The sequence below is a fragment of the Bowmanella yangjiangensis genome (assembly GCF_017255015.1).
Lineage (GTDB): Bacteria > Pseudomonadota > Gammaproteobacteria > Enterobacterales > Alteromonadaceae > Bowmanella > Bowmanella yangjiangensis.
In genome coordinates, this window is record NZ_JAFKCS010000059.1 from 1 (window position 1) to 5,664 (window position 5,664).

Genomic DNA, 5,664 nt, shown 5'->3' on the forward strand with positions numbered 1-5,664 from the left:
GGCCATTTCACCAACGCTACGAATACGACGGTTACCCAAGTGGTCGATATCATCGACCTCGTCTTTACCGTCACGGATAGCAATTAATTGCTTCATCACCGCAACGATATCAGCTTTATCCAGAGTACCTTCACCGGTCAGCTCTTCACGACCTAAGCGACGGTTGAACTTCATACGACCAACAGAAGACAAATCGTAACGGTCGTCAGAGAAGAACAGGTTATCAAACAAGGTCTCGGCCGCATCTTTTGTCGGCGGCTCACCAGGACGCATCATACGATAGATTTCTACCAGCGCTTCCAGTCGGTTGCTACTTGAATCGATGCGAATGGTATCGGAGATGTATGAACCGTGGTCCAGCTCGTTGATGTACAGTGTCTCGAAGCTTTCGAATCCGGCTTTTTTGAGCGCCAGCAAGCTTTCCAGCGTTAACTCTTCGTTAGCGCCGACAACCAGCTCACCTGTTGCTTCGTTAACATAGTTACGTGCAACCACTTTACCAACCAGATACTGAGGCGGAACTTCCAACTCAGTGATGTTGGCTTTTTCCAACTGGCGAGTATGGCGAGCAGAAATACGACGTCCGGATTCAACCAGCACGTTGCCTTCTTTATCCATAATGTCGAACTGTGCCACTTCACCACGCAAGCGGTCTGGCACAACGTCCATCATCAGGCGATCTGCAGCAATGCGAACTTGGTTCTTTTCAAAGAACAGACCCAGGATCTCTTCCGTACCCATATCCAATGCACGCAGGATAATGGTCGCAGGTAATTTGCGACGACGGTCGATACGGACAAACAGGTTGTCCTTAGGATCGAATTCAAAGTCCAGCCAAGAGCCACGGTAAGGAATAACGCGCGCGTTATACAATACCTTACCGGAAGAGTGGGTCTTACCTTTGTCGTGATCAAAGAACACGCCAGGTGAGCGATGCAGCTGAGAAACGATAACACGCTCGGTACCGTTAATAACAAAAGTACCGTTTTCAGTCATGAGCGGTATTTCGCCCATATAGACTTCTTGTTCTTTAATATCTTTTACTGTGCCAGGCGCTGCTTCTCTATCGAACAACACCAGACGCAACTTGACCCGCAGAGGTGCCGAGTATGTTACACCGCGAATTTGACATTCTTTGACGTCAAAAACCGGTTCACCTAAACGGTAGCTCACATACTGTAATTCAGAGTTACCTGAATAACTTTTGATTGGAAATACTGAACGGAATGCTGCTTCCAAACCGTATTGGCCTTCGGCATCAATCTCGATGAATTTCTTGAAAGAATCTAGTTGGATTGACAGAAGATAAGGTATTTCCAATACCTGCGGGCGTTTGCCAAAATTCTTACGAATACGTTTCTTTTCGCTATAAGAGTAAACCATGGGTTCCTCAGCCTGCTGATTTTTGACCCAACTTGCCTTTACTGCACTCACATGAAAATGAGCAATAGACAAACTTCCAGCACCGTTTCGAGGATGAACACCGTATCAATCAACATGCTGTTAAAACAGCAAATTAATGGGATGCCAATGAACAATCCTGTGCGCAATATATAGACAGTCAAGAAACGGTGTAAGTGACTATCCTACAGCGCAAAAAGGCTGGTGATCAAATGATCACCAGCCTTTGCCTGAAATCAGGCAAATAATCTGTCCACAGACAGATTATTTAACCTCAACTTTAGCACCAGCTTCTTCAAGCTCTTTCTTCAGTGCTTCAGCTTCTTCTTTGCTCACGCCTTCTTTGATGGCTTTAGGAGCAGCTTCTACCATGTCTTTGGCTTCTTTCAGACCCAGACCGGTTGCACCACGTACGGCTTTGATAACAGCAACTTTGTTGCCACCAATTTCAGCCAGAATTACGTCGAACTCAGTCTTCTCTTCAACAGCAGCAGCAGGACCAGCAGCAACAGCTACGGCAGCGGCAGCAGATACGCCGAATTTTTCTTCCATGGCAGCTACCAGCTCAACAACGTCCATTACAGACATTTCAGCGATAGCGTCGATGATTTGCTCTTTAGTCACTGACATTTCTCAGATTCCTAAATTAAGGGGAAAATTCCCGATTAAACTCTTAATCAAGCCGCTAATAAAATTAGGCAGCTTGCTCTTGTTTCTGGTCGCGAACCGCAGCAATTGTGCGAACAAGTTTGCCAGCTGCAGCTTCCTTCATGGTGCTCATCAAACGTGCAATTGCTTCGTCGTATGTTGGCAACGTGGCAAGCAGTTCGAAGTCAACGGTTTCGCCATTGAAAGCCGCACCTTTCAGTTCGAACTGTTTATTGTCTTTGGCGAAATCTTTAAAGATACGCGCCGCAGCACCTGGGTGCTCTTTAGAAAAGGCAATAACAGTCGGACCTACGAATACATCTTTCAGACACTCGAATTCAGTGCCATCTACTGCACGGCGTGCCAAAGTGTTACGGACAACTTTCATCCATACACCGGCTTCACGAGCTTGCTTACGCAAAGCTGTGATTTTGCCTACAGTGACACCACGAGCGTCTGCGACTACCGCAGATAAAGCACCTTTGGCAGCTTCATTGACTTCAGCAACAATTGCTTTTTTGTCTTCAAGCTTAATAGCCATTGGCTCTTAACTCCTGGTTCATCCAGACTTACGTCTGGTTTCCTACACATAGTTGGCGGATGCCAACTCGCGATTTACGGTGAAAAACCAGAGAATCTAAGTTCTTCTGGGGTCTTCACCGTCTGCGCAGGCTGTTAGATTAAGCGTCCCCGGAAACCCGAGTTCGCGCCTGCGGTCTTGGACGGAAGCCTCGTTGAGGCTCCAACCCATAACCTTCAACTATCGAATTAACCAGCCAGACTGGTTTGGTCGATAGCCACGCCTGCGCCCATAGTGGTGCTCAGGCTAACTTTCTTCACATAGGTACCCTTGGCAGTAGAAGGCTTAGCCTTCTTCAGGGCATCCAGCAGAGACTCAAGGTTCTCTTTGATTTGGTTGGCTTCGAAGCCAATCTTACCAATGCTGGCGTGAATGATACCGTTCTTATCGTTACGATAACGAACCTGACCAGCTTTAGCGTTCTTAACCGCAGTTACTACGTCAGGAGTCACAGTACCAGTCTTAGGGTTAGGCATCAGGCCGCGAGGACCCAAGATCTGACCTAAAGTACCTACAACGCGCATTGCATCTGGAGAGGCGATAACAACATCGAAAGGCATCTCGCCTTTCTTAACTTGCTCAGCCAGGTCGTCCATACCAACGATGTCTGCACCAGCAGCTTTAGCTGCTTCGGCGTTTGCGCCCTGAGTAAATACTGCTACGCGCACGTCTTTACCAGTACCGTGAGGCAGTACAGTAGCACCACGTACGTTCTGATCAGATTTACGCGGGTCAACACCCAAGTTGATTGCTACGTCAACGCTTTCTGCAAACTTGGCAGTGGCCAGTTCCTTCAGAAGAGCAACGGCATCGTTGATTTCATATTCTTTAGTTGCGTCAACTTTTTCTTTGATGACGCGCATGCGTTTAGTCAATTTAGCCATTTGATTAGCCCTCTACTACCAGACCCATACTACGCGCAGAACCTGCGATAGTACGTACAGCTGCTTCCAAATCACCGGCCGTCAGATCAGGCTCTTTAGTTTTGGCGATTTCTTCCAGTTGAGCACGGGTAACCTTGCCAACTTTATCTGTATTAGGACGGGCAGAACCACTCTTCAGACCAGCCGCTTTCTTCAGCAAATAAGATGCTGGAGGAGTCTTAGTCTCAAAAGTAAATGAACGGTCTTCATAAACAGTAATCACAACAGGGGTAGGAGCACCCTTGTCCAGGCTTTCTGTTCTGGCGTTGAACGCTTTACAGAATTCCATGATGTTTACACCATGTTGACCCAGTGCAGGACCAACTGGTGGGCTGGGGTTTGCAGCACCCGCAGCGACCTGAAGCTTAATCAAGCCTTTAACTTTCTTTGCCATGTTTTTAACCTCTAAAGTGGGTATAACGCCTCGTAAGCATTGAGGATGCTTACTCAAACGGCTCCCCGTTCAATAAAAAGGGCTGCGGATTATATTTTAATCTACAGCCCGGTTCAAGCCGAAACTTGCAAATTGCGCAATTTTCAGCTTGGGGAATGAATATTCAGTTGATGGGCTCACCCATCAAGAGAAAAACCGGATTAGCCTTTTTCTACTTGACCGAATTCCAGTTCAACCGGTGTAGAACGACCGAAGATCAATACAGACACTTTCAGGCGGCTCTTTTCGTAATCGACCTCTTCAACTACACCATTGAAGTCTGCGAAAGGACCGTCGTTTACGCGGACCACTTCACCGGGTTCGAACAACGTCTTAGGCTTAGGTTTATCAACAGATTCCTGCAGACGGTTAAGAATGGCGTCCGCTTCACGCTTGCTGATAGGCGCGGGGCGATCTGAAGTGCCGCCGATAAAACCTAATACGCGGGGGACACTTTTTACCAAGTGCCAAGAGTCTTCGTTCATTTCCATTTCGACCAATACATAGCCGGGGAAAAACTTACGCTCGCTCTTACGCTTTTGACCAGCACGCATTTCAACGACTTCTTCAGTCGGAACCAGGATCTCGCCAAAGTAATCTTCCATACTATGGATTTTGATATGTTCTTTCAGAGACTGCTTTACTCGGCCTTCAAAACCGGAGAAAGCTTGTACTACATACCATTTTTTATCGGCCATCTTAGACTCCCAATCCGGTTACCAGTGAAACCAAACGTACCAGAATGCCATCAAGGCCCCACAGTACCAATGCCACAATCACAGTAGCAACCAGCACGATCATTGTTGTCTGCGTCGCTTCCTGACGAGTTGGCCAGACAACCTTACGCACTTCCATGCGAGATTCTTTAGCGAAAGTCATAAAACGCTCGCCCTTATCGGTCTTCGCAGCAATAAAGCCAGCGATAACAACCAAGGCGATGATGGAAACTGCACGGATCAGCACAGACAGTTCTTCATAGACATAATTACCTGCAATAGCTGCAGCCAAAAGGCCTATAACGAGTACCCATTTGATCGAATCCATTGCACCGGATGTATTTTCTGTATTGACGCTCATGCAATTTACCTATTACTGCGATTAGCTGTTTTGTACAGCAAGTACAAAACCTTCGTTTACGCCCTGCGCTTTTTGCAGGCCGTCTGGCTACATATATGCACAACTCTTGAACTTTCAAGTGCCAGCATGTACTGGCTTCCCGCGCCACAACACGGGGACAATATATATGGCAGGGGTGGAGGGACTCGAACCCCCAACCATCGGTTTTGGAGACCGCTGTTCTACCAATTGGAACTACACCCCTATATCCCACTTACGCAGCGTATCTTTCTAATCAGAGGGAGATATTAAGCAAGCATAAGGAGGGTGCGGTATTATACCTGTTGATGCTCGTTATACAAGCTTCCCGAGTTCCATCTCCCCACAGGACATAGCCGTCAGGATTCATCCCTTGCCAGGGAACAAATAAGGGCAGCATAAATCATGGAATATTAAGCCGTATTCCAGAATTATTTGAGATGCTTATTAAAAGTACGCAATAAAAAAGGCTCCCTAGGGAGCCTTTTCAATCACTTAAGCAATTAAAATCACTCAAGGATCTTAGATACTACGCCTGCACCTACGGTACGGCCACCTTCACGGATAGCGAAGCGCAAGCCTTC

Annotated in this window: 7 protein-coding genes, 1 tRNA gene and 1 pseudogene; all 9 read right to left on the reverse strand. The window is 47.2% G+C overall.

Features of this window, described 5'->3' with window-relative positions; translation table 11 throughout:
- Positions 1-1,383, reverse strand: a pseudogene (gene rpoB, locus J0A65_RS21130) (DNA-directed RNA polymerase subunit beta); the annotation flags it as partial.
- A gap of 282 nt (positions 1,384-1,665) precedes the next feature.
- The gene (gene rplL / locus J0A65_RS21135; protein ID WP_206596319.1) at positions 1,666-2,031 is read right to left on the reverse strand and encodes a 50S ribosomal protein L7/L12; all 366 of its coding nucleotides are present in this window, start codon (positions 2,029-2,031) and stop codon (positions 1,666-1,668) included.
- A gap of 64 nt (positions 2,032-2,095) precedes the next feature.
- The gene (gene rplJ, locus J0A65_RS21140) at positions 2,096-2,590 is read right to left on the reverse strand and encodes a 50S ribosomal protein L10 (protein ID WP_206596320.1); all 495 of its coding nucleotides are present in this window, start codon (positions 2,588-2,590) and stop codon (positions 2,096-2,098) included.
- 227 nt (positions 2,591-2,817) lie between these two features.
- Positions 2,818-3,513 (reverse strand): 50S ribosomal protein L1, encoded by a 696-nt coding sequence (gene rplA, locus J0A65_RS21145; RefSeq protein WP_206596321.1) that lies wholly within the window; start codon positions 3,511-3,513, stop codon positions 2,818-2,820.
- 4 nt (positions 3,514-3,517) lie between these two features.
- Entirely contained in the window at positions 3,518-3,946 is a 429-nt protein-coding gene (gene rplK / locus J0A65_RS21150) for a 50S ribosomal protein L11 (protein WP_206596322.1), read from the reverse strand.
- 200 nt (positions 3,947-4,146) lie between these two features.
- Positions 4,147-4,683: a transcription termination/antitermination protein NusG gene (gene nusG, locus J0A65_RS21155; protein WP_206596323.1), complete on the reverse strand. Its 537-nt coding sequence runs from the start codon at positions 4,681-4,683 to the stop codon at positions 4,147-4,149.
- 1 nt (position 4,684) lies between these two features.
- On the reverse strand, positions 4,685-5,062 hold the full coding sequence (secE, locus tag J0A65_RS21160) for a preprotein translocase subunit SecE (RefSeq protein WP_206596324.1): 378 nt from the start codon (positions 5,060-5,062) through the stop codon (positions 4,685-4,687).
- 167 nt (positions 5,063-5,229) lie between these two features.
- Positions 5,230-5,306, reverse strand: a tRNA-Trp gene (locus tag J0A65_RS21165).
- A gap of 283 nt (positions 5,307-5,589) precedes the next feature.
- Positions 5,590-5,664 (reverse strand): EF-Tu C-terminal domain-related protein (locus tag J0A65_RS27960; RefSeq protein ID WP_143592138.1); only part of this gene is annotated, 75 nt, incomplete at its 5' end.